The sequence below is a fragment of the Streptococcus mitis genome (genome assembly GCF_047464035.1).
GTDB classification, from domain to species: domain Bacteria; phylum Bacillota; class Bacilli; order Lactobacillales; family Streptococcaceae; genus Streptococcus; species Streptococcus mitis_DX.
The window spans coordinates 1-24,810 of sequence record NZ_JASHCQ010000008.1 but is presented as its reverse complement, the minus strand read 5'-3'; the positions used below and the strand labels follow the sequence as shown (position 1 = coordinate 24,810).

Annotated in this window: 29 protein-coding genes and 1 tRNA gene; 16 read left to right on the top strand and 14 right to left on the bottom strand. The window is 41.6% G+C overall.

The genetic code is table 11. The features are described from left to right. The first annotated feature begins 10 nt into the window (after nucleotides 1-10). The 5 genes from trpD to trpA are packed head-to-tail and all read left to right on the top strand — an operon-like array spanning nucleotide 11 to nucleotide 4,335. Nucleotides 11-1,015 (top strand): anthranilate phosphoribosyltransferase, encoded by a 1,005-nt coding sequence (gene trpD / locus QM818_RS04095; protein WP_153195795.1) that lies wholly within the window; start codon nucleotides 11-13, stop codon nucleotides 1,013-1,015. Beyond that, nucleotides 1,012-1,779 carry an indole-3-glycerol phosphate synthase TrpC gene (gene trpC / locus QM818_RS04090; RefSeq protein ID WP_414299948.1) on the top strand — a complete coding sequence of 256 codons (768 nt, stop codon included), beginning with the start codon at nucleotides 1,012-1,014 and terminating at the stop codon, nucleotides 1,777-1,779. The genes trpD and trpC overlap by 4 nt, the downstream gene beginning before the upstream one ends. Then, nucleotides 1,766-2,365, top strand: coding sequence for a phosphoribosylanthranilate isomerase (locus tag QM818_RS04085; RefSeq protein ID WP_020901643.1), 600 nt, complete (start codon nucleotides 1,766-1,768; stop codon nucleotides 2,363-2,365). Before trpC ends, QM818_RS04085 begins: the two co-directional genes overlap by 14 nt. Further along, on the top strand, nucleotides 2,343-3,566 hold the full coding sequence (trpB, locus tag QM818_RS04080) for a tryptophan synthase subunit beta (protein WP_414299947.1): 1,224 nt from the start codon (nucleotides 2,343-2,345) through the stop codon (nucleotides 3,564-3,566). The genes QM818_RS04085 and trpB overlap by 23 nt, the downstream gene beginning before the upstream one ends. Continuing rightward, nucleotides 3,559-4,335, top strand: a complete 777-nt coding sequence (trpA, locus tag QM818_RS04075) for a tryptophan synthase subunit alpha (RefSeq protein ID WP_414299946.1) — start codon at nucleotides 3,559-3,561, stop codon at nucleotides 4,333-4,335. Before trpB ends, trpA begins: the two co-directional genes overlap by 8 nt. On the opposite strand, the gene QM818_RS04070 is transcribed toward trpA, so the two are convergent. Then, nucleotides 4,307-4,966: a prepilin peptidase gene (locus QM818_RS04070; protein WP_414299945.1), complete on the bottom strand. Its 660-nt coding sequence runs from the start codon at nucleotides 4,964-4,966 to the stop codon at nucleotides 4,307-4,309. The two genes, trpA and QM818_RS04070, sit on opposite strands and share 29 nt — an antisense overlap. A 69-nt stretch (nucleotides 4,967-5,035) precedes the next feature. Here QM818_RS04070 and QM818_RS04065 point away from each other — a divergent pair, with 69 nt between their 5' ends. Then, nucleotides 5,036-5,491, top strand: a complete 456-nt coding sequence (locus QM818_RS04065; RefSeq protein ID WP_261078591.1) for a GNAT family N-acetyltransferase — start codon at nucleotides 5,036-5,038, stop codon at nucleotides 5,489-5,491. 48 nt (nucleotides 5,492-5,539) lie between these two features. On the opposite strand, the gene QM818_RS04060 is transcribed toward QM818_RS04065, so the two are convergent. After that, nucleotides 5,540-6,685, bottom strand: a complete 1,146-nt coding sequence (locus QM818_RS04060) for a low temperature requirement protein A (protein WP_004256068.1) — start codon at nucleotides 6,683-6,685, stop codon at nucleotides 5,540-5,542. 804 nt (nucleotides 6,686-7,489) lie between these two features. Here QM818_RS04060 and QM818_RS04055 point away from each other — a divergent pair. Further along, the gene (locus tag QM818_RS04055; RefSeq protein ID WP_414299944.1) at nucleotides 7,490-8,779 is read left to right on the top strand and encodes a DUF308 domain-containing protein; all 1,290 of its coding nucleotides are present in this window, start codon (nucleotides 7,490-7,492) and stop codon (nucleotides 8,777-8,779) included. A gap of 9 nt (nucleotides 8,780-8,788) precedes the next feature. Further along, on the top strand, nucleotides 8,789-9,877 hold the full coding sequence (locus tag QM818_RS04050; protein WP_004193676.1) for an AI-2E family transporter: 1,089 nt from the start codon (nucleotides 8,789-8,791) through the stop codon (nucleotides 9,875-9,877). 271 nt (nucleotides 9,878-10,148) lie between these two features. On the opposite strand, the gene QM818_RS04045 is transcribed toward QM818_RS04050, so the two are convergent. The 3 genes from QM818_RS04045 to QM818_RS04035 form a co-directional block, all read right to left on the bottom strand. Further along, nucleotides 10,149-10,664: a DUF308 domain-containing protein gene (locus tag QM818_RS04045; protein ID WP_020900386.1), complete on the bottom strand. Its 516-nt coding sequence runs from the start codon at nucleotides 10,662-10,664 to the stop codon at nucleotides 10,149-10,151. 346 nt (nucleotides 10,665-11,010) lie between these two features. Further along, nucleotides 11,011-11,083 (bottom strand) — tRNA-Lys (locus tag QM818_RS04040). 264 nt (nucleotides 11,084-11,347) lie between these two features. After that, entirely contained in the window at nucleotides 11,348-12,619 is a 1,272-nt protein-coding gene (locus QM818_RS04035) for a replication-associated recombination protein A (RefSeq protein ID WP_033684837.1), read from the bottom strand. Between the two features lie 115 nt (nucleotides 12,620-12,734). Between QM818_RS04035 and QM818_RS04030 the strand changes: the two genes are divergently transcribed. The 5 genes from QM818_RS04030 (at nucleotide 12,735) to pepF (ending at nucleotide 17,283) form a co-directional block, all read left to right on the top strand. Further along, nucleotides 12,735-13,205: a DUF3013 family protein gene (locus QM818_RS04030; RefSeq protein WP_033606236.1), complete on the top strand. Its 471-nt coding sequence runs from the start codon at nucleotides 12,735-12,737 to the stop codon at nucleotides 13,203-13,205. Nucleotides 13,206-13,214: 9 nt separating this feature from the next. Further along, nucleotides 13,215-13,643 carry an NUDIX hydrolase gene (locus QM818_RS04025; protein WP_061087674.1) on the top strand — a complete coding sequence of 143 codons (429 nt, stop codon included), beginning with the start codon at nucleotides 13,215-13,217 and terminating at the stop codon, nucleotides 13,641-13,643. Nucleotides 13,644-13,780: 137 nt separating this feature from the next. Next, entirely contained in the window at nucleotides 13,781-14,731 is a 951-nt protein-coding gene (gene prmA / locus QM818_RS04020) for a 50S ribosomal protein L11 methyltransferase (protein ID WP_261081361.1), read from the top strand. Nucleotide 14,732: 1 nt separating this feature from the next. Further along, the gene (locus QM818_RS04015) at nucleotides 14,733-15,476 is read left to right on the top strand and encodes a 16S rRNA (uracil(1498)-N(3))-methyltransferase (RefSeq protein ID WP_261081362.1); all 744 of its coding nucleotides are present in this window, start codon (nucleotides 14,733-14,735) and stop codon (nucleotides 15,474-15,476) included. 10 nt (nucleotides 15,477-15,486) lie between these two features. Further along, nucleotides 15,487-17,283, top strand: a complete 1,797-nt coding sequence (gene pepF, locus QM818_RS04010) for an oligoendopeptidase F (protein WP_261081363.1) — start codon at nucleotides 15,487-15,489, stop codon at nucleotides 17,281-17,283. A gap of 169 nt (nucleotides 17,284-17,452) precedes the next feature. Here the strand turns inward: pepF and QM818_RS04005 are convergent, their stop codons facing one another. Continuing rightward, a complete protein-coding gene (locus QM818_RS04005; protein ID WP_261031919.1) occupies nucleotides 17,453-17,842 on the bottom strand; it encodes a nuclear transport factor 2 family protein in 390 nt (129 codons plus the stop codon). Between the two features lie 148 nt (nucleotides 17,843-17,990). On the opposite strand from QM818_RS04005, the gene QM818_RS04000 reads away from it, so the two are divergent. Together QM818_RS04000 and QM818_RS03995 are read left to right on the top strand one after the other, a co-directional pair. Beyond that, complete coding sequence (locus QM818_RS04000; protein ID WP_000182730.1) at nucleotides 17,991-18,323, top strand: winged helix-turn-helix transcriptional regulator; 333 nt, start codon at nucleotides 17,991-17,993, stop codon at nucleotides 18,321-18,323. An 11-nt stretch (nucleotides 18,324-18,334) separates the two neighbouring features. Next, nucleotides 18,335-19,126 carry a DUF2785 domain-containing protein gene (locus QM818_RS03995; protein ID WP_414299943.1) on the top strand — a complete coding sequence of 264 codons (792 nt, stop codon included), beginning with the start codon at nucleotides 18,335-18,337 and terminating at the stop codon, nucleotides 19,124-19,126. A gap of 107 nt (nucleotides 19,127-19,233) precedes the next feature. Here QM818_RS03995 and QM818_RS03990 read toward each other — a convergent pair whose 3' ends face one another. Next, a complete protein-coding gene (locus tag QM818_RS03990) occupies nucleotides 19,234-19,998 on the bottom strand; it encodes a (S)-acetoin forming diacetyl reductase (protein ID WP_000048147.1) in 765 nt (254 codons plus the stop codon). 256 nt (nucleotides 19,999-20,254) lie between these two features. On the opposite strand from QM818_RS03990, the gene QM818_RS03985 reads away from it, so the two are divergent. Then, nucleotides 20,255-20,923 carry an MIP/aquaporin family protein gene (locus QM818_RS03985; RefSeq protein WP_000714814.1) on the top strand — a complete coding sequence of 223 codons (669 nt, stop codon included), beginning with the start codon at nucleotides 20,255-20,257 and terminating at the stop codon, nucleotides 20,921-20,923. A 57-nt stretch (nucleotides 20,924-20,980) separates the two neighbouring features. Here QM818_RS03985 and queF read toward each other — a convergent pair whose 3' ends face one another. From queF to QM818_RS03950, 7 genes are all read right to left on the bottom strand, one after another. Continuing rightward, a complete protein-coding gene (gene queF / locus QM818_RS03980) occupies nucleotides 20,981-21,472 on the bottom strand; it encodes a preQ(1) synthase (RefSeq protein WP_000082587.1) in 492 nt (163 codons plus the stop codon). An 18-nt stretch (nucleotides 21,473-21,490) separates the two neighbouring features. Next, nucleotides 21,491-22,207, bottom strand: a complete 717-nt coding sequence (queE, locus tag QM818_RS03975; protein ID WP_084852497.1) for a 7-carboxy-7-deazaguanine synthase QueE — start codon at nucleotides 22,205-22,207, stop codon at nucleotides 21,491-21,493. Continuing rightward, a complete protein-coding gene (gene queD, locus QM818_RS03970) occupies nucleotides 22,200-22,643 on the bottom strand; it encodes a 6-carboxytetrahydropterin synthase QueD (protein ID WP_000464573.1) in 444 nt (147 codons plus the stop codon). The genes queE and queD overlap by 8 nt, the downstream gene beginning before the upstream one ends. Next, a complete protein-coding gene (gene queC / locus QM818_RS03965; protein ID WP_261081365.1) occupies nucleotides 22,643-23,296 on the bottom strand; it encodes a 7-cyano-7-deazaguanine synthase QueC in 654 nt (217 codons plus the stop codon). Before queC ends, queD begins: the two co-directional genes overlap by 1 nt. A gap of 201 nt (nucleotides 23,297-23,497) precedes the next feature. Further along, nucleotides 23,498-23,812, bottom strand: coding sequence for a thioredoxin (trxA, locus tag QM818_RS03960; RefSeq protein WP_001029581.1), 315 nt, complete (start codon nucleotides 23,810-23,812; stop codon nucleotides 23,498-23,500). A 15-nt stretch (nucleotides 23,813-23,827) separates the two neighbouring features. Then, entirely contained in the window at nucleotides 23,828-24,049 is a 222-nt protein-coding gene (locus QM818_RS03955) for a DUF4649 family protein (RefSeq protein WP_000570256.1), read from the bottom strand. Between the two features lie 100 nt (nucleotides 24,050-24,149). Next, a complete protein-coding gene (locus QM818_RS03950; protein ID WP_045611106.1) occupies nucleotides 24,150-24,530 on the bottom strand; it encodes a MarR family winged helix-turn-helix transcriptional regulator in 381 nt (126 codons plus the stop codon). Nucleotides 24,531-24,810 lie beyond the last annotated feature (280 nt).

The following is a 24,810-nucleotide window of genomic DNA, read 5'->3' as shown; positions in this document are numbered from 1 at the left end:
GGAAACTAGGATGAAAGAGATTATTGAAAAACTAGCAAAATTTGAAAATTTATCAGGTGTGGAAATGACGGATGTCATTGAGCGTATCGTAACTGGCCGTGTAACGGAGGCGCAGATTGCTTCTCTCCTTTTGGCTCTTAAGATGAAGGGGGAAACACCTGAGGAACGCACAGCCATTGCCCAAGTCATGAGAGGACATGCCCAACATATTCCAACTGAGATTCATGATGCCATGGACAACTGTGGTACAGGTGGGGACAAGTCTTTCAGCTTTAACATCTCCACAACTGCAGCCTTTGTCTTGGCTGGTGGTGGTGTTCACATGGCAAAACACGGTAATCGCTCGATTTCTTCTAAATCTGGTTCTGCAGATGTCCTCGAAGCCTTAGGCATCAACCTAGACCTCAAACCAGCTGAATTAGGTAAGGTCTTTGATAAAACCGGCATCGTCTTTCTCTTTGCTAAAAATATGCACCCAGCAATGAAATACATCATGCCAGCTCGTTTGGAATTGGGAATTCCAACAATCATGAACTTGACTGGTCCTCTGATTCACCCAATGACTTTGGAAACACAGCTTCTTGGTATTAGTCGTCCAGAACTTCTAGAAAGTACAGCTCAGGTTTTGAAAAATATGGGTCGCAAACGTGCTATAGTGGTTGCTGGTCCAGAAGGATTGGACGAAGCTGGTTTGAATGGAACAACCAAGATTGCCCTTCTTGAAAATGGCGAAATCACCTTGTCAAGCTTTACTCCAGAAGATCTAGGGATGGAACGCTACGCTATCGAAGATATTCGTGGAGGCAACGCTCAGGAAAATGCAGAAATTTTGCTCAGAGTTCTTAAAAATGAACCAAGTCCATTCTTGGAAACGACAGTTTTAAATGCTGGTCTTGGTTTCTATGCTAATGGTAAGGTGGCTAGTATTAAGGATGGAGTTGCCTTGGCCCGTCAAGTGATTGCTAGTGGCAAGGCCCTTGAAAAACTTAGACTGTTACAGGAGTACCAAAAATGAGTCAGGAATTTTTAGCACGAATCTTGGAGCAGAAGGCGCGTGAGGTCGAGCAGATGGAGCTGGAGGAAATCCAGCCCTTGCGCCAGACCTATCGCTTGGCTGACTTTTTGAAGAATCATCAAGATCGCTTGCAGGTAATTGCTGAAGTTAAGAAAGCTAGCCCTAGTCTGGGAGATATCAATCTCAATGTGGATATTGTGCAACAGGCCCAGACTTATGAAGCGAATGGCGCAGTGATGATTTCGGTTTTGACAGATGAGGTTTTCTTTAAAGGGCATTTGGATTATCTGCGAGAGATTTCCAGTCAGGTGCAGATTCCGACGCTTAACAAGGACTTTATCATCGATGAAAAGCAAATCATCCGCGCTCGCAATGCCGGTGCGACAGTTATCTTGCTCATTGTGGCAGCCTTGTCAGAAGAACGTCTCAAGGAACTGTACGACTATGCGACTGAGCTTGGTCTGGAAGTCTTGGTGGAGACTCACAATCTAGCTGAATTAGAGGTAGCTCACAGACTTGGAGCTGAGATTATTGGGGTCAATAACCGCAATTTGACCACCTTTGAAGTCGACTTGCAGACCAGTGTAGACTTGGCCCAGCATTTTAAGGAAGGTCGCTATTACATTTCTGAATCTGCTATTTTCACAGGACAGGATGCAGAACGAGTAGCACCATACTTTAACGGAATTTTAGTTGGGACAGCTCTTATGCAGGCGGAAGATGTAGCCCAGAGAATCAAGGAGTTGCAGATTGACAAAGGTTAAAATTTGCGGATTATCTACCAAAGAAGCGGTGGAAACAGCTGTTTCAGCAGGAGCAGACTACATCGGTTTTGTCTTCGCACCTAGTAAAAGACAGGTGACCTTGGATCAGGCTACTGAGCTGGCAAAGCCCATTCCTGCTAATGTTAAGAAGGTTGGCGTATTTGTTTCACCAAGTCGGGCAGAATTGCTAGAAGCGATTGAAAAAGTTGGCTTGGACTTGGTTCAAGTTCACAGTCAGGTGGCAGATGATTTGTTTGAGAATTTGCCTTGTGCCAGTATTCAGGCTGTGCAGGTAGATGGAGAGGGTCATGTACCCAATTCTCAGGCAGATTATCTCCTCTTTGATGCCCCTGTGGCTGGGAGTGGCCAGACCTTTGATTGGGGTCAACTGAATACGATTGGACTAACTCAGCCTTTCTTTATCGCAGGTGGGCTTAATGAAGACAATGTCGTAAAAGCAATTCAACATTTTACTCCCTATGCAGTCGATGTATCGAGCGGAGTGGAGACAGATGGACAAAAAGATCAGGAAAAGATTAGAAGATTTATAGAGAGGGTAAAGAATGGCATATCAAGAACCAAATAAAGATGGATTTTACGGAAAATTCGGTGGACGTTTTGTCCCAGAAACATTGATGACAGCAGTTTTGGAGTTGGAAAAGGCTTATCGTGAAAGTCAGGCAGACCCAAGTTTCCAAGAGGAATTAAACCAACTTTTGCGCCAGTATGTGGGGCGTGAAACTCCTCTTTACTACGCAAAAAACTTGACCCAGCATATCGGCGGAGCCAAGATTTATCTTAAACGTGAAGACCTTAACCATACAGGGGCCCACAAGATTAACAATGCCTTGGGACAAGTTCTTCTGGCTAAACGCATGGGTAAAAAGAAAATTATCGCTGAAACAGGTGCTGGTCAGCACGGTGTGGCAACTGCAACTGCTGCAGCCCTCTTTAACATGGAATGTACTATCTACATGGGTGAGGAAGATGTCAAACGCCAAGCCCTCAATGTGTTCCGTATGGAGCTTTTGGGAGCTAAGGTTGAGGCAGTGACAGACGGTTCGCGCGTGCTCAAGGATGCGGTCAATGCAGCCCTTCGTTCATGGGTAGCTAATATTGATGATACCCACTATATCCTTGGTTCTGCCTTGGGGCCTCATCCATTCCCAGAAATCGTTCGTGACTTCCAAAGTGTTATTGGTCGAGAAGCTAAACAACAGTACCGTGACTTGACAGGTAAAAATCTACCAGATGCCTTAGTAGCCTGTGTTGGTGGTGGTTCTAATGCCATCGGTCTCTTCCATCCATTTGTAGAAGATGAATCAGTAGCTATGTATGGAGCTGAAGCAGCAGGACTTGGTGTGGATACAGAGCATCACGCAGCTACCTTGACCAAGGGTCGTCCGGGTGTCCTTCACGGTTCCCTCATGGATGTGCTCCAAGATGCCCATGGTCAAATTCTTGAAGCCTTCTCGATCTCAGCAGGTTTGGACTATCCTGGTATCGGTCCAGAGCATTCTCACTACCACGATATCAAACGTGCCAGCTATGTTCCTGTGACAGACGAAGAGGCCTTGGAAGGATTCCAACTCTTGTCTCGTGTGGAAGGGATTATCCCAGCCTTGGAATCTAGCCATGCGATCGCCTTTGCAGTGAAATTGGCCAAAGAACTTGGACCAGAAAAGTCTATGATTGTCTGTCTATCAGGTCGTGGGGACAAGGATGTGGTTCAAGTCAAGGATCGCTTGGAAGAAGATGCAGCAAAGAAGGGAGAAACTCATGTCTAAGACACTAACAGAAAAATTAAAGGCTATAAAAGCAGCTGGAAAAGGAATTTTCGTTCCCTATATCATGGCTGGTGACCATGAGAAAGGTTTGGATGGACTTGCTGAAACAATCCACTTTTTAGAAGATTTGGGTGTTTCGGCTATTGAAGTGGGCATTCCCTTTTCAGACCCTGTTGCAGATGGACCTGTAATCGAAGAAGCAGGCTTGCGTAGTCTAGCTCACGGAACTTCTACCCAGGCTTTGGTTAAAACCTTGAAAACCATTCAAACAGAGGTTCCACTTGTCATCATGACCTACTTCAACCCCCTCTTTCAGTACGGTGTGGAGAATTTTGTCAAAGATTTGGCAGATACAGCGGTTAAGGGCTTGATTATTCCTGACCTTCCTCATGAGCATGCCAACTTTGTAGAACCATTTTTGGCAAATACAGACATTGCTTTGATTCCTTTAGTAAGCTTGACCACAGGGATTGAACGCCAGAAAGAGTTGATTGAAGGGGCAGAAGGATTTGTCTATGCGGTTGCCATCAATGGGGTGACAGGGAAATCTGGCAATTACCGTGCAGACTTGGACAAGCACTTGGCACAACTTCATCAAGTGGCTGACATTCCAGTCTTGACTGGATTTGGCGTATCTAGTCAAGCCGATGTAGAACGCTTTAATGCGGTATCAGATGGCGTTATCGTTGGTTCGAAAATTGTAAAAGCTCTCCATGAAGGAGAGCCAATTGAGGACTTTATCAAACAAGCAGTAGCTTACCAAAAATAATCAAACAAGCAGCGAGTAAAAGGAAAGGCACGAAAGGAAGTCTTTCCTTTTTCTTTTGTAGGAGAAAGGCCAGAATGCCCGTCGCAGAAGCGAACTGAATTAAGATCAGTAGTTCAGTCGTACTAAAGATGAGAGCACAAGAAGTTAAAAAGAGAAAATCCCCTGCGCCCATGCGAATATCGATAAAATGCGCCAAAATTCCAAGAGCAAGGAAGAAGACCATGACCAGATTCCAGCCAGATCCGGCCATTAGGATTAGGTGGAAAGTCATCCAGACTAGTAAGGGATATTCCTGATGGCGAAAGTCGTAGATGCCCAAGGTCAAACCAGCGGTGATTAGGACGACTTGCCCCAAGGAAAGCAATTCCCAAGACCAAGCCAGAAAGAGGAGTCCTAAGCCCAATTCAAAAAGGGCATACCAGACAGGATATGTAGCCTTGCAGTAGCGACAGCGAAAGCGATTGAAGACCTGTGAGAGAATCGGAATCAAATCTAAGGGACGCAAGCGAGTCTGACAGGAATCGCAGTGACTAGCAGGTTGGATAATGGATTGCTCTGGAAAACGGTCAATGACCAAACCAAGAAAAGAAGCGAGAATGCTCCCGACAAGAAAAAAATAAAAATCAATCATACTTATCTATTCGTAAAAAATGGGAGAAGTAGTATAATGGAGAAACATAGATAAGATGGTGAGGCAAAGATGATAATTCGTTTTGAAGAAAAGGTGAGTACAGAAAACGCTCAGCTCGTATGCCAATGGTCCAACTTCCTTGGCAAATCCTTTCAAGAACAATGGATGGGAACAATGATTCCTTTTCCCTTGACAATTCAAGTTTTGCAAGATTTGGAAGGAATCTTTTCAATCTTTGAAGGACAAGAGTTTGTGGGGCTTATCCAGAAAATCAGGCAAGAAGACAGCAATCTTCATATTGGAAGATTTTTTATCAACCCCCAGAAACAGGGGCAAGGCTTAGGTAGCCAGGCTTTAAGGAAATTTGTTAGTTTGGTCTTTGAAAATGAAGACATAGATACTATTTCTTTAAATGTCTTCGAAGCAAATCAAGCAGCCCAGCATCTCTATCAAAAAGAAGGATTTGAAATCGTTCAAATAGTTGAAGCACCTGTACGAAAATACATCATGAAAAAGAGTAGATAGAAATCAAAAAAGCCTTGGTTCCCAAAGCTTTTTTATGTTATAAACTCATTAAAAGAACCCCCAGTTAGATTTGGAATATTTTTTATTCTGTGTCACATAAAAATAAATAAAATGAATGGCTATAGCTAGAGCTAAAATGGTTGTTATACTCACTACTATTATAGGATTAGAAGCAAAGATTAAAGAGAGAATCAAGGCAGCCAGATAGAGTGTCGCTTGGACACAGTAGTAACTTTTCGAATAGCGAAGATAGTGTTTGTTATGGGGCCCATTTACTAGGACAGCAGCTTGAAAGAGGCCAAATCCGATATAAGAGAAGCTGGTTGCAAAGAGACGATTAGCTTCAGGATTCTGAAGAAATCCCATCGATACAGTCATCATCATAAGTCCAATGAAAATAGGATAGTGACTGTAAATTAGAAATAGCCCCTTTTGATTAGATTTTTCATCAATAGCATGGTCGAATTGACCAAAATAAAACAAGAACAGAGAAATCATAATAATGAAATAAAGAACCGAATAAATCGAGAAATTCTCGATTGTAAAGAAGTTAGCTAGCTCCGTAATCATCTCTCCAAACATAATAATGACAAGAAGGGAGATGCGCTCGATTAAATGGGGGAGATTTACCTGGTAATGCTTATCTTTATTAAGCAAGATACTTGGCATAATAAATGTTAGCAGAATACTAGCAAATAAGATATAGACTCTAAGGTAAATAGGAAGAAGAGCTGCTAGATAGAATCCTAAACTTCCTAGACCTGTTATCCATAGAAAACCTTTGATACTTTCCCGATTAGCATCATCGGTTGATTTTCTAAAAAATTCAACCAAATATTGAAAAAATAAGGTAAGGGTTAATGTACCAATAGCCCAACAGAGATAATGAAAATATTGTTGCCAATCAGGTCCAATCATATTGGCTATAAAGAGTAAAATTCCCATTTTGATAAACATGATTACTATGTTAAATAAAGAGTTCTTTCCATAGCGATTGGTATAATCGGTTTGAATCATCCAGGAATCGATGAGAAACAAAGTAGCAATGAGAAAATCAAGGAAAGAATTCCAAGTCAAAATACCGTTATGAAGATGGTCAATTAAAGTAGTTACTTTTGAAATTGCAAAAACAAAAACTAAGTCATAAAAAAGTTCTGAAAATTCTACACGTTTATGTTTAATAAGAGTTGTCATCTTAAGTCCTTTCTATTCTAGAAGTACAATTTATTATAACAGAAAATGGTAATGAGAGAAAAGGATATGCTTAAATAACTTCATGTGACGCGAATGAACTGCGCCACAAAAGTTAGGTTTTTTCTGTCTAACTTTTGGGGTGCAGTTCAGAAGGGGTGTTTTTTCTATCGTTTTTTAGTGCTAAGACTACACAAAAAAGCCTTGATTCCAAGGCTTTTTCCTGTTGTATTTAGATGCCCCCTACAGGGATTTGGAAAGGACTTTCATATTGAGAGCAATTAAAAATATTGAAATATAAGTGATTTTAGGTATTTTCAATGTCATGATTTAAAAATGGGACAAAAGTGGGGCAAAAACCATACAGATTCTAAACTGTATGGTTCTTTTTTTATCTAACCAAGAAAGGTTAAAACTTATTAAAACAAATGCAATCAACTGTTGAAAACTTTTTAGTCCGTGTAATATAAAAACAAGTAAAAAGTTGAACTATAGGGAATATTGTGTCATAATAGGTAATAGATGAATAATTAATAGATTGGAAATAATGCTTTCTTACCTTAACAAGTTGAATTGGTTATACATTTTTTCGTCGCAATTGTGTCTATCTCTCGAGTTTAGCTAGTTTTTATAAGCTCTGGTTTCTAATCAATATAACAAATTTTAGAAGTGCATAAGACAAGATGGTGACATTACTACAGTCATTTCTAGTCACCATATGTTGCTGGCACAGGCTGTTTGTAGTGTTGGCTATTTACTAGTCAGTTTAATCGGAGTGTTTAATTTTTATTGTTGAAAGGTTTTTATATGGCGAAAATTCTATCTTTAGGTCTGACAGGTAAGAAATTACTTGCTCAGGGGTTCTTGTTTGTTCTGCTAGGTCTCATCTTGATGGTCACGGGGACTTGGTTGCCAGTAAAGGTTATTCGACTGGTTCTGTTTTTAGCTTGGATAGCAACGGTCTTAGATTTAGTATTACGTATTTTCAAAAAAAGTCAGTCAACGGACACCTTGGGAGTTGCACTGGTTAAATTGTTAGTGCTGGGATATTTGCTTGGCTCCAATCTTGCGACGGATGTGCCGATTTATATTTTGGCTCTTGTGATTGGAGTTTATCAGATTTTTCATGCTAGTATTAACCTTGTCACCTATCTTCTCTACCGCAAAAACAAAATTCGACCTCGTTTTCGTCTCTTACTAGATGGACTCGTACTAGTTTTTCTTGGTGGGACTAGTCTTTTGTCCTCTACAGGAAATTCTGTCTTTCAACTCTTTGTATTAGGGGCTTATTTTTTCCTTTATGGTGTGTCCAATATCCGTGATGGTTTCTTGTTTGAGGAGGAAATTGGGAAAAACCATCTCAAACGTCGTATTAGAATTAGCTTACCTATTGTCCTAGCCGCTCTCATCCCTGCAAGAACTTTAGCAAAAGTTAACAAATTTATGCTGGAAAATGCTGATGAGGAAGAAGATATCCATCTTGGAATAGTGAAGTCTGGTAAGACAGCGGAGCTTGAAATTTTTGTTCATACAGCTGAGACCTCTCTGTTTTCGGCAATTGGTCATGTGGATATCTGCTATCAAGGCCGTGTTATTTCTTATGGCAACTATGATCCGTCTTCTGAGACCTTATTTGGCATGGTAGGAGATGGTGTCTTATATTTCTGTGATCGTGACAAGTACATTGACCTATGTAAACGTGAGAGTCAAAAAACGCTTTTTGGTTATGGGATAGATTTGACGCCTGAAATGGAAAAAGCAGTTCAGAAAAAGTTGGCTGAATTGAAACAACTGACGATTCCATGGGAGCCAAGTGCAGATAAAATCATGACAGGTGATGGTAAGGAAGACTACACCTACGCTTATAAAATCAGACATGAGACAGATGGGGAACTTTATAAATTTATCAAATCTAAGTTTAAATCCTACTTTGTCTTATCTACAAACTGTGTGCTCTTGGCTGATACCATAGTCGGTCAGGCTGGCACCGATATCCTCTCACCCAAAGGATTTATCGCTCCAGGAACTTACCAAGCCTACCTTAATCGAGAGTTTGAAAAACCAAATAGTATAGTCGTATCTAAACATGTTTATTAAGGAGAATTTATGAACTTAGTAAAAAAATACACCCCGTTAATACTTTTTATAGGGCTGGTTGCTCTTGTAATTCTGAATGCATCGAGCTTTATATCAGGAGCAATCTCTCTCTTTGATGTAATATCAACCTTGATTTATGGTGCTGTTATTGCTTTTGTGCTTAATGTTCCTATGAAAAAAATTGAACAGTACTTAGTTAAATTGAAGGTAAAGGCAGAGTTGCGTCGTCCGATTGCCATGGTACTTGTTTTCCTAGCTCTTATCTTAATCGTGATTGCTCTTTTGGTTTTGGTGCTGCCAACCCTAGCCCAGACTATTAGTCAGCTGGGAACAGTCCTTTCAACAGTCCTTACTCAACTTGGGAAATTGCTAGGCAGCTCGGAATTTGTAACCAAAGACATGTTGTCAACTATCGTATCAGGCATACAGGGACAATCTAGTTCTATTAGCCAAGCTTTGATAGGTTTTTTATCAGGTCTGACTAGTAATATCGGCAATATTTTTTCAAGTTTGATGAATGCCTTTTTGATTATAGTCTTCACCTTTTTATTTTTATCCAGTAAGGAACATTTGGCAGCGATGACGAGTCGACTTCTAAAAGTTTTTCTTCCAGAGAAGGTGGTGATAAAGTTGACTTACATTGGACAAGTAGCACTAGAGACTTATGACCAATTTTTGATGAGTCAGCTGATTGAAGCAGTTATCATAGGAGTTATGATAGCGGTTGGTTACAGCGTGTTTGGGATACCCTATGGAGTAATGACAGGTATCTTTGCAGGAGTGCTATCGTTCATTCCTTATGTAGGGCCTATGATTGCTTGTGTTGTGGGAGCGATTTTTATCTTCACAGTGAGTCCTACTCAAGCCTTACTTTCTCTTCTTCTATATCAAGTTATACAGCTGATTGAAGGAAACCTTATTTATCCTAGAGTTGTAGGTCAGTCTATTGGTTTGCCAGCTATTTTCACGCTTGCGGCTGCTAGTATTGGAGGGAATCTTTTCGGACTACTTGGAATGATATTCTTTACCCCCGTATTTGCTGTTATCTATCGACTGGTTAAAGAATTTGTCGTCGCAAAGGAAAATCAGGTAGATTAAGAAAAACTAAATTTAATAAGATATACTGAGAAGAGAGTGAGAGATTCTCTTCTCTTTTATTTTTAAATACTTTGCTACAAAAAGCTATTGGACGTCAAAAAAAGCCTTGCAACCAAGGATTTTTCCTGTTGATTTAGATGCCCCTACAAGGCTCGAACCTGCGCCCCATAGCTTAAGAGTCTACTGCTCTACCGACTGATCTAAGAAGGCAAATAAAAAGCTGAGAATGTAACTTCCCAGCTTTTTTAATATGCCCAAAATGGCAGCTAGATTATTTACGAAAGGCATCAAGGATATAGGTGAAACCAACAATTAAAAATGCAAAGGCAACGACATAAACGACAAAGACACTTGTAGCTACTGGATTGAACAAAATCACTAGACCTAGTAAAAATGCAAGCAACGCTATCCACATGATATGGTTGCCAATAATAGGGAAAATCAATCCCAGACGATTGCCTTTAAAGAAAGCTATAATGGCTTCTACAATTAACCAAATTCCTAAAATAGTTGGAATGACAACTGGTAGCGTCACAAAGCCATAGGCAACGAGGTAAAGAGCCAAGAGAAGATTAACAATCCCTTGGAAAAGATGAGCTGGTGAGCGAAGCACTTTTGGTACAGAGAAATAGCCTAAAATAGCTGCTATAGAAGCAACCAGTAAACCAAATGCAATCCACCAGCTGTAAGCAACAAGATTAGCTACTGGGTCTGTAAATAGAAAGAGTGCTAAAAGGACAAAAACAACTCCTGCAAGGAATAGCAGTAAACGATTAGAAAATTTCATTTCAATACCCCCTATATAGTATAGTTTGATAATAAAAATATTATACACCTTTTTAGAGGAAATATCAATAAACAAAATGGAAAATTTGGAAGTTTCAGTCTGATTTATGAAAAGAAAATCAGTTTTTATTATTTTGAAAATAAAAAGAGAAGATAAAATTTGTCTTCTCTACATGAAAATATTGTATGGCATCAAAGCAAAAGTAACTGGCTTTACACTATTTGTTAAGATGTAATTTGGTTCAAAAAGAAAAGATAGATTTAAAAGTGGGGCAAATGATGAGGCAAATCAGTTATAGATAAGCAAAAAAGCCTTGGTTATCAAGGCTTTTCCTGTTGTATTTAGATGCCCCCTACAGGGATCGAACCTGTGACCCACGGATTAAGAGTCCGCTGCTCTGCCAGCTGAGCTAAGGAGGCAAAGAAAAAAGCTGTATTGGTGCCGAAACTTCACGGTTTGTATTGAACCCGCGCAATTAAGCAGGTGGGCAACTCGCTCTAACTGAAGCTGTTTCCGTGTGAGACGGCCTACATGCTGTTAGAAGACTTTTGTTTCCCTAATAATACAAAAAATAGTCGGTCAACACTTAAGTGTGAAGTCGTACACCACAGCGTTTCTATGTTTATATAATACCACTTTTTCAAAAAAAATCAAGAGGAAAGTGCAATTTTTTGAAAAGGATTTCAGATTTTTCGCAAACGGTCGATAGCTTCCTTTCTTTGAGCCAAAGCCCGTTCATATTTACCAGTATCTTCTGCTTGGAAATAGTGATGATTGCGGATTTTTTCTGGTAGATAGTCTTGCTTGACCCAATTTCCAGGATAGTTGTGTGGATAGAGATAGTCTTGGGCATTCCCCAGTTCCTTGCTTCCACTGTAGTGCCCATCACGCAGGTGTCGCGGAATAGGCAAGTGCCCTGATGTTTTGAGGTCGGCAAGCGCCTTATCCATAGCTACATAGGCTGAGTTGGATTTTGGAGAAAGGGCCAAATCAATCACGACATTGGCAATGAGAATGCGGGCTTCTGGGAAACCAATCCTTTGTGCAGCATCCAGAGCAGTCACAGTGTGAATCTGGGCTTCAGGATTGGCCAAACCGATATCTTCATAAGCGATAACAGTCAAACGACGAGCGAGACTTGGCAAATCACCAGCCTCAATCAAGCGGGCAGCATAGTGAAGACTAGCATCCACATCTGAGCCACGGATAGACTTTTGCAGGGCTGAGAGAACATCATAGTGGCCATCTCCGTCCTTATCCATGGTAATGTAGCTCCGCTGCAGGCTATTTTCCATGATGTCTAGGGTGATATGGCGAATGCCCTTGTCATTCTCAGGGGTAGAAAGAACTGCCAAATCCAGTGAGTTGAAGGCAGAGCGAAGGTCTCCGTTTGTAGAGGTAGCAATGAAATCCAGCGCATCCTCATCTAGTTCTACTGGAAAATCAAAACCACGCTCAGGGTTACTTAGAGCTATCTGCAGGGCCTCTTTGACGTCTTGGTTAGACAGAGGTTCCAACTCAAAAATTTGAACACGGCTACGAATGGCAGGAGTGACAGAAAAGAAAGGATTTTCAGTCGTAGCGCCAATCATGATGACCAGTCCACTTTCCAAGAGTGGAAGAAGAAAGTCTTGCTTGGTCTTGTCAAGACGATGGATTTCGTCTAGTAATAGGACGAGGCCACCAGAAAATTTCGCCTCTTCGGCGATTTCTTGCAGTCGTTTTTTACTATCAACTGTCGCATTGAAAGTTCGAAAGGCATACTTGGTCGTCCCTGCGATGGCAGAGGCAATACTGGTCTTGCCGATTCCCGGAGGTCCATATAGAATCATGGAAGACAAGCGGTTGGCTTCCACCATGCGACGGATGATTTTTCCTTGTCCGACCAGATGCTCCTGGCCGATGACCTGGTCGATGGTTTTAGGGCGCATGCGAAGCGCGAGATTGTCTGGCATAGCAGTCCTTTCTAACGTGGATTTTCTGATGTATATGTGGTAAGATGGTAGTATCTATTTTAGCACATTTCCGAGTAATCGGGGCGATTAAAGAGTCGCATAGAAAGAGGACAAAATGGCAACATATGGATTTTTAGATGTTTTAGAGGAAGAGTTGGAGAAGAACTTTCCCTTTGACTTTGAGATTAGTTGGGACAAGCGCAACCACGCGGTTGAAGTGAGTTTTTTATTAGAAGCGCAAAACTCTGCAGGCGTGGAGATGGTGGATGAAGACGGAGAGGTTTCGTCAGATGACATTCTCTTTGAAGAAGCAGTGCTTTTTTACAATCCTGCCAAATCAACAGTCAATGAGGAAGACTATTTGACTGTCATTCCTTACCTGCCTAAAAAGGGATTTTCCCGTGAATTTTTAGCTTATTTTGCCCTTTTCCTCAAAGATACTGCTGAGGTTGGGCTGGATGCGCTTATGGACTTTTTGGAAGACCCAGAAGCAGAAGAATTTGTCATGGAATGGAACCAAGAAGTCTTTGAAGAAGGAAAAGTAGGTTTGGAAGAGGGAGAGTTTTATCCTTATCCGAGATACTAGGAGTTTGACATGGAAATAGAGATTTCTGATTTCACAGGCTGTAAGATTGCTTTGTTTTGTGGGGATAAGCTCTTGACTATCTTACGCGATGATAAGGCAAGCATTCCCTGGCCCAATATGTGGGAACTTCCAGGCGGTGGACGTGAAGGTGATGAAAGTCCTTTTGAGTGCGTGGCGCGTGAGGTTTATGAAGAACTGGAAATTCATTTGACTGAGGATTGTCTGCTTTGGAGTAAGGTTTATCCAAGTATGCTTTTTGCGGATAAACAATCTGTATTTCTAGTCGGTCAGTTAACACAGAACCAGTTTGACAGCATCGTATTTGGAGATGAGGGACAGGGTTATCAGTTAATGAATGTTGAGGAGTTTCTTAGTTCCAGTCAAGTTGTACCTCAGTTGCAAGAGAGATTAAAAGATTATTTAAAAGTAAGTGATTAGAAAGGATGGTTCAGTTACATTTCTAAACTGAACCCGCCCTAAACACGGTGCCAAAAAGATAAACTTCTCTTAGACACAAGCGTCTTCAGAGAAGTTTCTATTTTGGCTTTGTGTTTTACGGGCTTGGTATCTTAAATATGGAAACATGGCAAGAGTTAAAAGTTACAGTCAAGCGTGAGGGAGAGGAATTGGTTTCCAACCTCTTGATCGAGCTGGGAGCGCAAGGCGTTGCGATCGAAGACAGTATGGACTATGTGGGAAATGTTGACCGCTTCGGCGAGATTTTCCCAGAGGTTGAGCAGCAAGAAGAAATTGTGGTGACCGCCTACTACCCTGAAACGGTGGATGTGGCAACGGTTGAGTCAGATTTGCAGGCTCGTCTCGCGGAACTAACTGATTTTATGGACTTGGGAGAGGTCAAAATGGGGACGACTGCCTTGGCTGAGGAAGACTGGGCAGACAACTGGAAGAAATACTATGAGCCAGCTCGTATCACTCATGATTTGACTATCGTGCCGTCGTGGACAGACTATGAGGCGACTGCGGAAGAAAAGATTATCAAGCTAGATCCTGGTATGGCTTTCGGGACAGGAACCCACCCAACTACCAAGATGAGCCTCTTTGCTTTGGAGCAGGTTCTTCGTGGTGGCGAAACTGTGCTAGATGTGGGGACTGGTTCAGGGGTTCTCTCTATTGCCAGCTCGCTACTTGGTGCCAAGGAAATCTTTGCCTACGACCTGGATGATGTGGCAGTTCGTGTTGCTCAGGAAAATATTGAGCTCAACCCTGGTATGGAAAACATTCATGTAGCAGCAGGAGACTTGCTTAAGGGAGTTGAGATTGAGGCAGATGTGATTGTGGCTAATATCTTGGCGGATATTCTCATTCATTTGACGGATGATGCTTACCGCTTGGTCAAGGATGAAGGCTACCTCATCATGAGTGGCATTATCAAGGACAAGTGGGACATGGTGCGCGAGTCGGCTGAGTCAGCTGGATTTTTCCTCGAAACTCACATGGTTCAAGGGGAATGGAATGCCTGTGTCTTTAAGAAAACCAAGGATATTTCAGGTGTGATTGGAGGCTAGCATGCAGCAGTATTTTGTCAAGGGGAGTGCAGTCTCTCCTGTCACCATCGAGGACAAGGAAACCAGCAAGCATATGTTTCAGGTTATGCGCTTGAAAGAAGATGATGAGGTGACCTTAGTCTTTGATGATGGAATTAAACGTTTGGCGCGTGTGCTGGATGTGGAAGCTCGTCAGTTTGAATTGGTAGAAGAACTAGCTGACAATGTGGAACTACCAGTTCAAGTGACCATTGCATCCGGCTTTCCTAAGGGAGACAAGCTGGAGTTCATTACTCAAAAAGTAACCGAACTGGGTGCCAGCCGAATCTGGGCCTTTCCTGCCGATTGGTCGGTCGCCAAATGGGATGGCAAGAAATTGGGAAAAAAGGTCGAAAAACTAGAAAAAATTGCCCTTGGAGCGGCCGAGCAAAGTAAGCGTAATGTTGTTCCAAGTATCAAGCTTTTCGAGAAAAAATCAGACTTCCTAGCTCAACTGGACCAATTTGACTCTATCGTAGTGGCCTATGAAGAATCAGCTAAAGAAGGAGAAAGCGCTGCTCTTTTACAAGCAGTTACTAGACTCGAGAAGGGAGCCAAATTGCTCTTTATCTTTGGTCCAGAAGGCGGCCTGTCACCTGCGGAAATAGAAAGTTTTGAAGCTAAAGGAGCAGTCTTGGCAGGTCTTGGTCCTCGTATCCTACGAGCAGAAACAGCACCACTTTACGCTTTATCAGCCCTTAGTGTTTTATTAGAATTAGAGAAATAAGAGGAAGAAAATGGAACAAAAACACCGTTCAGAATTTCCAGAGAAGGAACTTTGGGATTTAACAGCCCTATACCAAGACCGTGAGGATTTCTTGCGTGCAATCGAGAAAGCTCGCGAAGACATCAATCAATTTAGCCGTGATTACAAGGGCAAGCTTCATACTTTTGAGGATTTTGAGAAGGCCTTTGCGGAATTGGAACAAATCTACATTCAGATGAGTCATATTGGCAACTATGGTTTTATGCCTCAGACGACAGACTATAGCAATGATGAATTTGCCAATATTGCCCAAGCTGGGATGGAATTTGAAACAGATGCCAGCGTAGCACTTACCTTCTTTGACGATGCCTTAGTGGCAGCAGACGAGGAGGTCTTGAACCGTTTGGGTGAATTGCCCCACTTGACGGCAGCTATTCGTCAGGCCAAAATCAAAAAAGCCCACTATCTAGGGGCTGATGTGGAGAAGGCCTTGACCAATCTAGGAGAAGTTTTCTATAGTCCGCAGGATATTTATACTAAGATGCGAGCTGGGGACTTTGAAATGGCTGACTTTGAAGCTCATGGTAAGATCTACAAAAACAGCTTTGTTACCTATGAAAATTTCTACCAAAACCACGAGGATGCTGAGGTCCGTGAGAAATCTTTCCGTTCCTTCTCAGAAGGTCTTCGCAAGCACCAAAATACAGCTGCAGCAGCCTATCTAGCCCAAGTCAAGTCTGAAAAACTCTTGGCAGATATGAAGGGCTACGACTCAGTTTTTGATTATCTTCTAGCTGAGCAGGAAGTGGACCGTGCTATGTTTGACCGCCAGATTGACCTCATCATGAAGGATTTTGCGCCGGTTGCTCAGAGATACCTCAAGCATGTTGCCAAGGTTAATGGTCTTGAAAAGATGACCTTTGCAGACTGGAAATTGGACTTGGACAGCGCCCTTAATCCTCAAGTGACTATTGACGACGCTTATGATTTGGTCATGAAGTCAGTAGAACCTTTGGGACAAGAATATTGTCAGGAAGTTGCTCGCTATCAAGAAGAGCGCTGGGTGGACTTTGCTGCCAATAGTGGTAAGGATTCTGGTGGTTATGCGGCGGATCCATATCGCGTGCACCCTTATGTCCTCATGAGTTGGACAGGTCGTTTGAGCGATGTCTATACCCTGATTCATGAAATTGGGCATTCTGGTCAATTCATCTTTTCAGACAATCACCAAAGTTACTTCAACGCCCACATGTCTACTTACTATGTCGAAGCGCCGTCAACCTTCAATGAATTGCTTTTAAGTGATTACTTGGAACACCAGTCTGACGATCCGCGTCAAAAACGCTTCGCTCTTGCCCACCGCTTGACAGATACCTACTTCCATAATTTCATTACCCACCTCTTGGAAGCAGCCTTCCAGCGCAAGGTTTATACACTGATTGAAGAGGGAGAAACATTTGGAGCAAGCAAGCTTAATAGTATTATGAAGGAAGTCTTGACAGACTTCTGGGGAGGTGCCATTGAAATTGACGACGATGCGGCTCTGACTTGGATGCGCCAAGCTCACTACTACATGGGCTTGTATAGCTACACTTACTCTGCTGGTCTTGTTATCTCGACTGCGGGTTACCTCCATCTGAAAAATTCAGAAACTGGAGCCGAAGACTGGCTCAACCTCCTCAAATCAGGTGGCAGCAAGACACCACTTGAGTCAGCTATGATTATCGGAGCAGATATCTCTACAGATAAACCACTTCATGATACTATCCAATTCTTGTCAGACACAGTTGACCAGATTATCGCCTACAGCGTCCAGTTGGGAGAGTAAATTAAAAGAGTCTGGGACAAAAGTTTAACCTTAAATATAAAAAACGAACAAAACGAGTTATCTGACACTCAGAATTCTGTCTTGTTCGCTTTTTTTTCTAATCTATCGATTTTAAAAATTTATAATAAAGAATTTCTAAAATCAAAATTTTTTGTCCTGGCCTCTTAAATTATCCCCAAAAGCTATCTTCTTCAGCTTGATCTGAAGAGAAGAGCCACACTTCTTTGATTTTTCCGTCTTCAATACGGAAGAGGTCAATCCCGTTCATATTGAGTTCAGTACCATCAGCTCGTGTTCCAAGAAAAGTAACATTGGCTGCGATTAAATCCTTATTGTCAGAAACCCAATTTGTTATCACCTTAAAGGTTCCATTAGTTTTCTCAGCAAATGTAGCCAGGTGAGTTCCTAGCTTGTCCTTACCAACAACTGAACCAGATATACTATGATTACCAGGTTGATGCCAGACAATATCGTCTGCCATCGTTTCAAAGACACTAGGAAAGTCACCAGCAATTAAAGCTTGGTTATAAGCATTGAAAATTTCTAAGTTTGTTGACATATCTATTCTCCATTTCTTTTTTATGATATAATTGTAACAGTTACAAACAAAAAAACAAGTAGACACTTTTTTGATAGCTAGTATCAAAAGTAGTACTTTTATTGATACTAAAAGATAAATTTTTTTAAAAATAGAAAGAAGATATTTTATGACAAATAAAGTGAGTGAGTATGGTATTTGTCCATTTGCAACAACGCAGAGGGTTTTAACGGGGAAATGGGCACTGGTAATCATTTATCAGTTGAGTACGGGTACCAAACGATTTAAAGAATTGCAGAGATTATTGCCTGGGATTACTCAAACTATTTTGACCCGTCATCTCCGTCAATTAGAAAAGGATAAGATTGTTCAACGAAAGGTCTATGCCGAAGTTCCACCACGAGTTGAGTACAGCTTAACTGAAATGGGGCAGGAATTCAGAGTTGTTTTAGATGCTGTCGAGAAATGGGGTCTAGATTATATCAAGTTGCTAGAAATGTAGAGGTATTGACCATGTATCAAGAGTTACTCAGAAAAATATCTGAAGAAAGACCAAGTTATCATGAGGAAGAAATCCAGTGGTTGCTTGATCATTTGGGAGATCCTTCTCCAGAAATTCGTGATGACCTTGTTTTTACAAGCTTTGCTAGAGGGATTCAGGAAGAGCTATTTACACAGGAACAATTTCATTTCATTGCTGATGTGGTCTCAGCTGATGGAGGACTAGACAAAGAGATTGATAAGATAGGCCTGCCAACACTCGAACGTTCTTTTAGGGCGCTTATTTATGCAAATCTCTTGTCGGCGGACGCCAACCAGCAATCGGTTTTTTATCAGGGATTAAAAGCAGAAATTCGCAATGTCCTTTTAAATCAAGGTTTGTACTATCTTTCAAAAGAAAAGGATACAACGGGTTTTTCAAGTCAGTATGGTTGGGTTCATGCTTTTGCACATGGAGCCGATTTACTGACAGAGGTGGTTTGTCATCCAGACTTTCCTAAAAACAGAGTTCATGAAGTATTTGATATACTTGGCCAACTATTTAAAAGAATTTCGATTCGCTTTACAGATGATGAGGATTGGCGTTTAGCCAGAGTGATCTATGAACCTATTTTACAAGGGAAGTTGGAGCAAGAGCAAGTAGCTTCTTGGATAAAAGCTGTTGACTTTCCGATAGAAGAAAGGGAAGATTTTTATAAATTTTCCAACTTCAGATCCTGTCTGTTGGAAGTCTATGCTCAACTTGACCAGAGAAATAGTTTACAAGATGATTTGAAACAAGCTATTCAATCTTTTCAATACTAAGGACAAGCTAATATTACTTTTTGAAAGAGTTTCTATTGTATCCTCCTAACTAATAATGAAAACTAACAAAAGAGGTTGAATCATTTTTCAACCTCTTTTTGTGTATCTTAATGGAATTGCATACCACCATCAACGATAATGGTTTGTCCGGTAATGTAGTTTGAATCTGGTCCTGCTAGGAAGCTGACGGCAGCAGCCACATCTTCTGGTTCAGACAGCCGTTTTAAGGTAATATCTTTTGCAAATGTCTGCATACCCCACTCGTCATCTTTTCCTGCATTTTTACCAACTTCATGAGCGATATCGTACATCATTGGTGTTTTAACAATACCTGGTGCGTAGGCGTTAACAGTGATACCTGAGTCTGCTAAATCACGGGCTAATGTTTGCGTAATTCCGCGAACAGCAAATTTGGTTCCACCATAAACAGTTAGATTTGGATTACCGACTACACCAGCTTGAGAAGTTGCGTTGATAATTTTACCTCCGTGGCCAAGTGCTTTAAATTGCGCTTGTGCAGCTTGTGACCCCCAAATGACACCACCAACGTTGATACCGAAAGTACGTGTAAATTGTTCCTCAGTAATTGTATCAAGAGGAGTAGTTGGAGCAACACCAGCATTATTTACGACAACATTCAAATCACCAAAATGGTCAACAACTTTTTGAAATGCTTGGGCAACTTCTGCCTGTTTCGAAACATCAGCTACGACAGCAAAGGCATTTTCAGCTGATAATTCGGCAACAGCCTTTTCGGCTGTTTCGGGATTGTAGTCTAAGACTCCTACCTTAAAGCCATCTTGAACCAATCGTTTCGCAATTGCAAAACCGATTCCTTGACCTGCACCTGTGACAATAGCAACTTTAGACATATGATTCCTCCTTGGTATTCACGATACCATTCAAACGTTCATAAAAGAACAGCAAAGGTTTACAAATGAGCTTTTATAATGGGTTTTGTAACCCCTATCAAAACTACGCTATTAGTATACACCTTTGAAAAAAATGTTTCAAATAAACACTACCGTTTTTACAGAATTTTAACCTGAAATTTCCAATCAATTTTCTTGAAACCCTTTCCTACTTTTGATAGACTAGTATCTAGTTTTTGAAAAAAGGAGAAAGAAAATGAAAAAATTTGTTGCTGAATTAATCGGTACTTTCATGCTTGTGTTCATTGGGACAGGAGCTGTTGTTTTTGGAAATGGTCTTGATGGCTTAGGTCACCTTGGAATCGCCTTTGCCTTTGGTCTGGCAATCGTGGTTGCTGCTTACTCAATCGGAACTGTTTCAGGTGCTCACTTGAACCCAGCGGTTTCGATCGCTATGTTTGTAAACAAACGTTTGTCATCTTCGGAGCTTGTTAACTACATCCTTGGGCAAGTAGTTGGAGCTTTCCTTGCATCAGCTGCGCTATTCTTCCTCTTGGCGAACTCAGGGATGTCAACTACTAGTCTTGGTGAAAATGCCTTGGCAAACGGTGTCACTGTCTTTGGTGGTTTCTTGTTTGAAACAATCGCAACCTTCTTGTTTGTCTTGGTTATCATGACCGTGACTTCAGAAAGCAAAGGAAATGGCGCGATTGCTGGTTTGGTAATCGGTTTGTCCTTGATGGCCATGATCCTTGTGGGATTGAACATTACTGGACTTTCAGTAAACCCAGCTCGTAGCTTGGCACCAGCTGTCTTGGTAGGTGGCTCAGCCCTTCAACAAGTATGGATTTTCATCCTTGCTCCAATCGTTGGTGGGATTCTTGCAGCCCTTGTTGCTAAAAACTTCCTTGGGACAGAAGAATAATTGAAATTCAAAAAGCCTTGCTCCTCATTTTGAGGAACAGGGCTTTTTCGTATGAGTTTAACGGTTATCAATTTTCTCTGGATAAAGGTCGTGTTGGAATAGGCGTTGTTCTGCCAAGCCTTCATACTTAGTTCCAGGCTTACCGTAGTTGTAGTAGGGGTCAATTGAGATGCCACCGCGAGGAGTGAATTTTCCCCAGACTTCTAAATAGCGAGGGTCTAGCAAGTTGACCAAGTCTTTCCCGATGGTGTTGATACAGTTTTCGTGGAAATCTCCATGATTTCGGTAGCTAAAGAGGTAGAGTTTGAGGGATTTTGACTCCACACAGAGCTTGTCAGGGATGTAGGAAATATAGATAGTCGCAAAGTCTGGCTGAGCAGTGATTGGGCAAAGTGAGGTAAATTCAGGACAGTTAAATTTGATGAAATAGTCATTTTCCACATGACGATTGTCAAAGGATTCGAGGACTTCTGGTTGATACTCGAAAATGTAGTTGGTTTCTTTGTTGCCTAGTAGGCTGAGGTTTTTCATTTCTTCTTGTTGTGACATGATTTTTTCTTTCTAATTTTAAACACCACGTTGGTTGTCGTAGAGGAGGGTATGGAGTTGAGGAAGGACGCGGACATTGCCCCAGCTATCGTCAGCAGCGACGCGTTCCCAGAGTTCTTTGAGACGGTCCAGTTGGTCTTGGACAATATTACCTGTAGCTTTTGGCTCAGGATTTCCAGCTGATAAGAAGAGAACATCTGGTTGATAGCGCTCTTGGATGCCTTTGGCAAAGGCCAAATCGGCATCATCAAAGACTGGAATTTTAAAGGTGACCTTGTCTGGATCCAATTGGGAAACGATAAAGTCCAAGGTCTCAAAGTTGACTTCCATTTTTGATGAAGGAGGTTTGGGACTCAGGGTGACTTGGTCAATGTCTTTTAACCAATTTTGCCAGCGAGAACCTTGGGTTTCAACAGCCAGAGTGACACCGCGTTCCTTGAGCTTGGTTACTAGCTCAGCCATGTTGGCTGCTAGGATAGCAGGATTTCCCCCAGATAGGGTGACGTAGTCGTAGCTCCCTAATTTATCCAAGGCAGCAATAACCTCGTCAGCTGTCATACGAGTTGGTTTTTCAGAGCCATCCCAAGTAAAGGCAGAGTCGCACCAGTCGCAGTGGTAGTCGCAACCAGCAGTGCGGACAAACATGGTTTTCTGCCCAATAGCACGGCCTTCACCTTGAAAGGTAGGACCAAAAATTTCCAAAACTGGTAGTTTGAGGACACGTTCCCTAGTCATCTAACCACTCCCGTCTAAACTCTGCAAAGGCAGTAGGAGTTTCATAGAGGCGAACGTATTCTAAACGAAGACCTCGTTCATCTGGTAACTCTTGATTCATGGTTTGGAAAATCCAGTAAACCATATTTTCAGCGGTTGTATTCATATAGGGCAGGGTTTCATTGAGATAGCGATGATCTAAGTGGGGTTCTAAGTAGTTTTTGTAGATAGCTTTGATGTCTCCGAAATCGTAGGTCATGCCACGTTCATCTAAAAATCCACTGACAGCAATCTGCAAATGATAGGTGTGGCCGTGCAGGGATTTGCATTTTCCCTCATAGTGAAAGAGGTGGTGGGCAGCATCGAAGGTGAACTCTTTTGATACCAAGGTTCTGTGAGGATTGTAGACAAGAGACTCTCCAGTTTCCTGTTTGATTTCTTTGGGTGCAAAAAACATTAGGCCTTTCCTTTCTGTGAGAGATAAACATCTAAACCATGTTGACGTAGGTGGCAGGCTGGACAATCTCCACAGCCACTTCCGATAATCCCGTTGTAGCAGGTTAAAGTTTTTTCACGAACATAGTCGAAGGCACCGAGTTGGTCAGCTAACTCCCAAGTTTCAGCCTTGTCTAGCCACATGAGAGGTGTTTGGATAACAAAGTCGTAATCCATAGCAAGGTTGAGGGTAACATTAAGAGATTTGACAAAGACATCCCGGCAGTCAGGGTAGCCTGAGAAGTCTGTCTCGCAGACACCTGTCACGATATCTTTAATGCCACGTTGCTTAGCAAGGACTGCCGCAAAGGATAGAAAGAGGTGGTTGCGACCGTCAACAAAGGTATTGGGAACCTCTCCCTCTTTTTGCTCAATTTCCAGATCAGAGGTCAGGGCATTTTCAGTGATTTGCCCCAGCAGAGACATATCTAGGATGTGATGACGAATCCCCTGTTCCTTAGCGATTTCTCTAGCAACTTGAATTTCGAGGTGATGGCGTTGACCGTAGGCAAAGGTGATGGCTTCAACCGTTTCATAGTGTTCTTTAGCCCAAAAGAGGCAGGTTGTAGAATCTTGACCGCCACTAAAGACGACCAAGGCTGATTGACGTTTCATAGTACTCCTTCCAAAATGGGAAATGTTTAGAGCACGCAAAAAGCTCCCTTGAGGGAGCTAAAAAATACCAAGTAGAGGTTTTTTTTAGCGATGGCATGTCCCAAACATCGTAATATTCTAACTACAGTCTAGCATATTTTTTGAAAAATGGCAAAGGGAAAGAAAAAAGAGACCAAAGCAAGTACTTGGTCTCTAGTGTGATTAGCTCAATTCAGCAACGATGGCCTTGATTTGTTCTGCTGTGTGTACACCAGCAACTTGTTTGACAACTTGGCCGTCTTTTTTGAAGAGAAGAGTTGGGATAGACATAATTCCAAAAGCACGAGCTGTGTTTGGATTTTCATCAACGTCCATTTTAACGATTTTCAAGACATCTTCTGAAAGTTCTTCAGACAATTTATCCAAGATTGGACCTTGCATACGACATGGACCACACCAAGTTGCCCAGAAGTCTACCAAGACCAAACCGTCTTTTGTTTCTTGTTCGAATGTTGCATCTGTAATTGCTTTTGCCATTGTATTTCTCCTTTTTTAGTTATATTGGCTTAAATCTTGTTTCATGAGATAGAAGAAGACATCTCCATAAGTCCCATGATAGTCCAAATCATGACCGTTGTAAGTTAATTTTTGGACAGGGTAGTAGTCTGCGACGCCGATAAGACAAGCTTGTTGTGAACGATCAAAGTCTTCATAAGATTCGAAAGTTACAGTTCTTTCGTTCTTGCTGGCATCTAGATAGGTAATTTCAATCATTTTAAAAACTCCTTTGTTTAATGATGACTTTATTTTACTCCTTGTAAAAGAGAATGTCAAGAAAAATGATTGCGCACGCAACTTTTTTTCTAAAATCATCTTAAATCAAGAAATCTAAACCAGTTTCCAAGCTTTCTTCGACAGCTTTCTGTAGAGAGGCCAGTGTCTTTTGCCCATCACCTGTCAGGCAGATAAAACTAGAGCGTCTATCTTGATCACAACACCTGCGACTAAGTAGACCGCAATTTTTGGCTTCCAAGCGAGCCACCATCCGAGAAACAGCGCTCGGGCTCAGATGAAGCTTATCTGGCAGGTCAATCTGGCGTAGAGATTTTTCTTGAGCCAAGTCCAGATAGTAGAGCAGGTAGAACTCTTTCAAGGTCAGACTTTGCTCGCTCTGCTGAGCAATTGTCTCTTCCAAGAGACTTTCAATTTCTTTCTGACGCCGATTGAAATCAAACCATTTTTCCAAATAGGTCATAGTATCTCCTTTCTTTTTAGAGTTATAAAATAGAAGAAGGTCCATTCACGGACAGTCTTTGTATCACAAGATGATTGCGCATGCAATAATTATACTACTTTTCAAGAAAGCTGGCAAGAAGGACGCTGGAATATTTTATCCTAAATCATGCCTGCTAATTTCTCAAAGTAACTTCCACTTGCCCAACCAAAGTGGAAATTAGTCTAAAACGGATTTTTATGGTGGAATTAAGTGTGAGACGTTTGAGTTAGAAATGAGGTCTACTATGACAAAACATAAA

What these genes read in the sequence shown, in the direction of transcription:
- trpD (WP_153195795.1), top strand. Translation starts at nt 11, where the DNA reads ATGAAAGAGATTATTGAAAAACTAGCAAAATTTGAAAATTTATCAGGT.
- trpC (WP_414299948.1), top strand. Translation starts at nt 1,012, where the DNA reads ATGAGTCAGGAATTTTTAGCACGAATCTTGGAGCAGAAGGCGCGTGAG.
- trpB (WP_414299947.1), top strand. Translation starts at nt 2,343, where the DNA reads ATGGCATATCAAGAACCAAATAAAGATGGATTTTACGGAAAATTCGGT.
- trpA (WP_414299946.1), top strand. Translation starts at nt 3,559, where the DNA reads ATGTCTAAGACACTAACAGAAAAATTAAAGGCTATAAAAGCAGCTGGA.
- QM818_RS04070 (WP_414299945.1), bottom strand. Translation starts at nt 4,966, where the DNA reads ATGATTGATTTTTATTTTTTTCTTGTCGGGAGCATTCTCGCTTCTTTT.
- QM818_RS04065 (WP_261078591.1), top strand. Translation starts at nt 5,036, where the DNA reads ATGATAATTCGTTTTGAAGAAAAGGTGAGTACAGAAAACGCTCAGCTC.
- QM818_RS04060 (WP_004256068.1), bottom strand. Translation starts at nt 6,685, where the DNA reads ATGACAACTCTTATTAAACATAAACGTGTAGAATTTTCAGAACTTTTT.
- QM818_RS04055 (WP_414299944.1), top strand. Translation starts at nt 7,490, where the DNA reads ATGGCGAAAATTCTATCTTTAGGTCTGACAGGTAAGAAATTACTTGCT.
- QM818_RS04050 (WP_004193676.1), top strand. Translation starts at nt 8,789, where the DNA reads ATGAACTTAGTAAAAAAATACACCCCGTTAATACTTTTTATAGGGCTG.
- QM818_RS04045 (WP_020900386.1), bottom strand. Translation starts at nt 10,664, where the DNA reads ATGAAATTTTCTAATCGTTTACTGCTATTCCTTGCAGGAGTTGTTTTT.
- QM818_RS04035 (WP_033684837.1), bottom strand. Translation starts at nt 12,619, where the DNA reads ATGCCAGACAATCTCGCGCTTCGCATGCGCCCTAAAACCATCGACCAG.
- QM818_RS04030 (WP_033606236.1), top strand. Translation starts at nt 12,735, where the DNA reads ATGGCAACATATGGATTTTTAGATGTTTTAGAGGAAGAGTTGGAGAAG.
- QM818_RS04025 (WP_061087674.1), top strand. Translation starts at nt 13,215, where the DNA reads ATGGAAATAGAGATTTCTGATTTCACAGGCTGTAAGATTGCTTTGTTT.
- prmA (WP_261081361.1), top strand. Translation starts at nt 13,781, where the DNA reads ATGGAAACATGGCAAGAGTTAAAAGTTACAGTCAAGCGTGAGGGAGAG.
- QM818_RS04015 (WP_261081362.1), top strand. Translation starts at nt 14,733, where the DNA reads ATGCAGCAGTATTTTGTCAAGGGGAGTGCAGTCTCTCCTGTCACCATC.
- pepF (WP_261081363.1), top strand. Translation starts at nt 15,487, where the DNA reads ATGGAACAAAAACACCGTTCAGAATTTCCAGAGAAGGAACTTTGGGAT.
- QM818_RS04005 (WP_261031919.1), bottom strand. Translation starts at nt 17,842, where the DNA reads ATGTCAACAAACTTAGAAATTTTCAATGCTTATAACCAAGCTTTAATT.
- QM818_RS04000 (WP_000182730.1), top strand. Translation starts at nt 17,991, where the DNA reads ATGACAAATAAAGTGAGTGAGTATGGTATTTGTCCATTTGCAACAACG.
- QM818_RS03995 (WP_414299943.1), top strand. Translation starts at nt 18,335, where the DNA reads ATGTATCAAGAGTTACTCAGAAAAATATCTGAAGAAAGACCAAGTTAT.
- QM818_RS03990 (WP_000048147.1), bottom strand. Translation starts at nt 19,998, where the DNA reads ATGTCTAAAGTTGCTATTGTCACAGGTGCAGGTCAAGGAATCGGTTTT.
- QM818_RS03985 (WP_000714814.1), top strand. Translation starts at nt 20,255, where the DNA reads ATGAAAAAATTTGTTGCTGAATTAATCGGTACTTTCATGCTTGTGTTC.
- queF (WP_000082587.1), bottom strand. Translation starts at nt 21,472, where the DNA reads ATGTCACAACAAGAAGAAATGAAAAACCTCAGCCTACTAGGCAACAAA.
- queE (WP_084852497.1), bottom strand. Translation starts at nt 22,207, where the DNA reads ATGACTAGGGAACGTGTCCTCAAACTACCAGTTTTGGAAATTTTTGGT.
- queD (WP_000464573.1), bottom strand. Translation starts at nt 22,643, where the DNA reads ATGTTTTTTGCACCCAAAGAAATCAAACAGGAAACTGGAGAGTCTCTT.
- queC (WP_261081365.1), bottom strand. Translation starts at nt 23,296, where the DNA reads ATGAAACGTCAATCAGCCTTGGTCGTCTTTAGTGGCGGTCAAGATTCT.
- trxA (WP_001029581.1), bottom strand. Translation starts at nt 23,812, where the DNA reads ATGGCAAAAGCAATTACAGATGCAACATTCGAACAAGAAACAAAAGAC.
- QM818_RS03955 (WP_000570256.1), bottom strand. Translation starts at nt 24,049, where the DNA reads ATGATTGAAATTACCTATCTAGATGCCAGCAAGAACGAAAGAACTGTA.
- QM818_RS03950 (WP_045611106.1), bottom strand. Translation starts at nt 24,530, where the DNA reads ATGACCTATTTGGAAAAATGGTTTGATTTCAATCGGCGTCAGAAAGAA.